Below are 3,324 nucleotides of genomic sequence, written 5' to 3'. Positions count from 1 at the left end.
AGTTTTTGAGTAACAGCTTGCCGGATATTCAAAGGCAGCTACTTTTGGCTGCAATCATTTTTTAGTCTAAACTACAGACAAAGAATAATAAGCAAATTTAGCAGTAAGCGAGGTAATAAAATCCACTAAAGGTAACGTAATGACACTGGGGGTGCCATGAAAAAATAGTATTACCCATTCACGCCAATATAGTTTTAAGTTCTCAAAACCTACCGCAAGTAGGCTCACACCTAAACCTGACAAAAAAGGTGCAAGTCTTAAAAAAGGATCGAATTTACTGGAAACCACAGCACTTTTAAATAAAATAAAAGCTATTAATATTGTCCCAGCGACTATCGATAATACGTCATTTTTTCCCTCACTCTGTTTGAGAATGTCCTGCTTGTCCCAAAGCAGGGAACCCACAGCGGACCAAAAAACTATACTCATTCAAAAATGAGCAATATCCCCCAATTTCCACAGGAGTGTCATATTCAGAGTTACTAAAGCTGTGGCGATAATGATGAGCCAAAAAAGTTTTCTCTTGAACATTTTAGATATTAGTTATTAGTTGATTGATGAGAGCCATACTTCGGACAGTTTTTGATTATCAACCCTAGAATAAGGGTTTCCAGTCGATGCGGCAATCGAAGTACCAACGGAAAATTGAGGGTTTCAGACTACGAACTAAAAACAGTCCAGACTATTGTTAGATCATATCATAAAAATAGTAGGGGATGTGGACTAATCATTAGCTTGAAACCCTCCTACGGGAAGGACTCGGAGGATTTTAATGGCCGTAAATCTTTGAGATGAGGTTAGTAGACACTCTGGAATTTGATGGGTGGTGAGACTCAGATGCAACGCATAGCTCAGCATTAGGACACCTAGTAAAAAGACTGCGACTCGAAATGATTGGTTGGATGCATAGCACTTGCTTACTCATACCAATTTATAGATATATTAATAACAGCCGTAGCGCTGCAAATATGTTTGAGATCGGCTTCAAAGTCCACGGTTTTCACGGTGGGGCGCTATTAGATCATGTCGAATATCGAGCGACTGCGATTTTTTTAGGGGCGAGTTCACCAACAATACCTGCCAATAATTGACAATCTCAAAAACCCGCCCCGACCGGGATATTATGGTTAATCGATCAGACATGATATCAGATAATAAGAAACCTGGTTTCTTGGTGAAACCAGGTTTTTAGATCGAACATAAAATAATTAGTTTGACATCAAGCCAGAATCGAAAACGAGTTCAAATGATAGCCTATTGAGCTTTTTGAGCCTGAGCACGTTGCTTTTTGAACATAGTACCAAACCCAACAGCGGCTCCAGCAGCAAGCATTGTTAAAGGTTCCGGAGTAGCTTCAGTGTTGCTAGTGCTGATACTGCTGACAAAAGTATCGCTACCGCCATTAATACCCTGGACATGCAACCCTAGTCTCAAAGTACCAGCATTCAACGCGGAAACTACGTTAGTATAATTTCCACCAAAACTCAATCCCAAAGCCTCACCAGTTTGGACACCGTTCGACCCAGCACCATTTTTCGTAGCTGAAAAATCCGTAGACCAAGGAGTAGTAAGGTTAGAACTTTGTGGCATATTAGCAGTGCCATTATTTTTAAAATCAACCGTGCCGGTATTACCATTATTAATGCCAAAGGCGCTCAATAAATTGGTATTAGAACCTGTGTCAAAGTAAACTGAACCAATAAATATACCGGGGACGGATGTGTTATTATTGGCAATTTTGAAGAAAACGTTATCTGAGCCACCATCTGTGACATCAAAGCTAAAGTCATTAACATAAGCATCTCCCACCGTATCGCCACCAGCGATATTACCAAAGCTGAAGGCAGAGGCAGGTGCTGCAGATACTGCACTAAGAGTGGCGACACCAGCAACAGCTAAAATAGATTTGACTAAGTTTAATTGGAATTTCATGGTTGACACCTTTATTTTTAAGTTGACGGAAAGCAGGTTTTTTTCCTTCACATATTCAATCTCAACGGAAGCACAAGTTAATGCAAGTAGTTTTGATAAAGATTCGATGAAGATTCAGAATACGCTGATGGGATTTAGGCAAAATGCCTAAATTGATGACTTCTAGCTAGCTATTTTCTATGGCGTACATCAAAAAATAGGGGTGTTGCGACCCGGATTTTATTCCTGAATTTTCTCTATTTCAAAAAGCTATAACCCACCTTCCTAACCTGAGTTTTTACACAGCATAATTAGTGATTAAACTATTTTTAAGCTCTACATTATGCCCTTAAAAAGTTTTTGATCCGTTAATGTACGGTAGAAAAGTTTAAGTGATAGCTTGATTGCTGGGTAAAAATAGGTAAAAACCGATGGTGACAGTTGAAACTGCCGAATGTGGGCTATAACTCAGGACAAAATCTTGGATCGTATTCGGTGCGTCGATTCTCGCTTTCGGATTCAGCAACAAGCGCCATTTAGACTCATATGTTGCACCATTACCAAGAACCGGCTCTGGGGCCCGTTCCACAAAGAAGGAGTTTTCTGGTGGGGAGTAGGGGGTGGGCAGGAGATCCCGCCCAAAACAGGCTTATCGGTCATGGTGCAACATCTCAGTTTAGAGACCAATGGTTTCGGTGGCCGTTATTATCTGTGACGCCGGAACTTTGACCGACTAAAAGGACGACTCGACTTTCTGGGACATAGTTTTCGGAACGCCTCTGCGGTAGAAGCGGCGCTGGTAGTTACCTAAAAATGTCGGCGTTGCACAATTTGAGGATGATTCTTGTGGGGTGTCCCGCCTGCGGTAAAAAATACACGCCTTCGGGCTAGGAGAGCCCATCCCACAAAAAAATCAAAATCATCCGGCAATTAGGCAACGCCAAAATGTCGGGACTAACAATTCTATTTCTGGGTCTGCTTGCGCTAAAAATTTGTTAATATTATTTTTTGGAAAAAACTCAATTTCTATATTTGACGGTGACAAGCAAGTTGAAAGACTTGACGCAGTAAGGGTTTGAGTAGCTTGTCTTCAAAAAAATGTGTGCGTGCGATCGCTACTTTTTAGACTTTCTACAGGGTCGAATGATGATCGTTCGGGTTGGCTACCATCAAAATGGTCAATAAACTTGTGATAATTGCTACTCTCTTGAGGGAGGTTCAAGAGCCTAAACCCTCTAAATATCAAGGTTTCAGCGGCTTTCTCACTCCGTCAATTCCCAGATTCAGTTTGGCACTGTTGGAGGACAGCAGGAGGAACCGTCGCAGTCAGCAAAAATTTTGGCGTTGCACAGTTGTGGTATGCTGAGCGCTAACAATCAACGAAAATTTAGCTATGATTTGTCCTGAATGTCA

At 41.2% G+C, this 3,324-nt stretch carries 2 protein-coding genes; both read right to left on the bottom strand.

Going from position 1 to position 3,324, the window contains the following annotated elements; all coding sequences use genetic code 11:
- Positions 1-66 precede the first annotated feature (66 nt).
- The gene (locus QUA71_RS28935) at positions 67-429 is read right to left on the bottom strand and encodes an archaeosortase/exosortase family protein (protein WP_333290421.1); all 363 of its coding nucleotides are present in this window, start codon (positions 427-429) and stop codon (positions 67-69) included.
- An 825-nt stretch (positions 430-1,254) separates the two neighbouring features.
- On the bottom strand, positions 1,255-1,983 hold the full coding sequence (locus QUA71_RS28930; RefSeq protein WP_333290420.1) for a PEP-CTERM sorting domain-containing protein: 729 nt from the start codon (positions 1,981-1,983) through the stop codon (positions 1,255-1,257).
- Positions 1,984-3,324 lie beyond the last annotated feature (1,341 nt).

Origin of the sequence: Microcoleus sp. MON1_C5 (assembly GCF_036701875.1) — a bacterium.
GTDB lineage: Bacteria > Cyanobacteriota > Cyanobacteriia > Cyanobacteriales > Microcoleaceae > Microcoleus.
The sequence above is the reverse complement of the archived record's forward strand: the minus strand, read 5'-3'. Positions and strand labels throughout refer to the sequence as shown.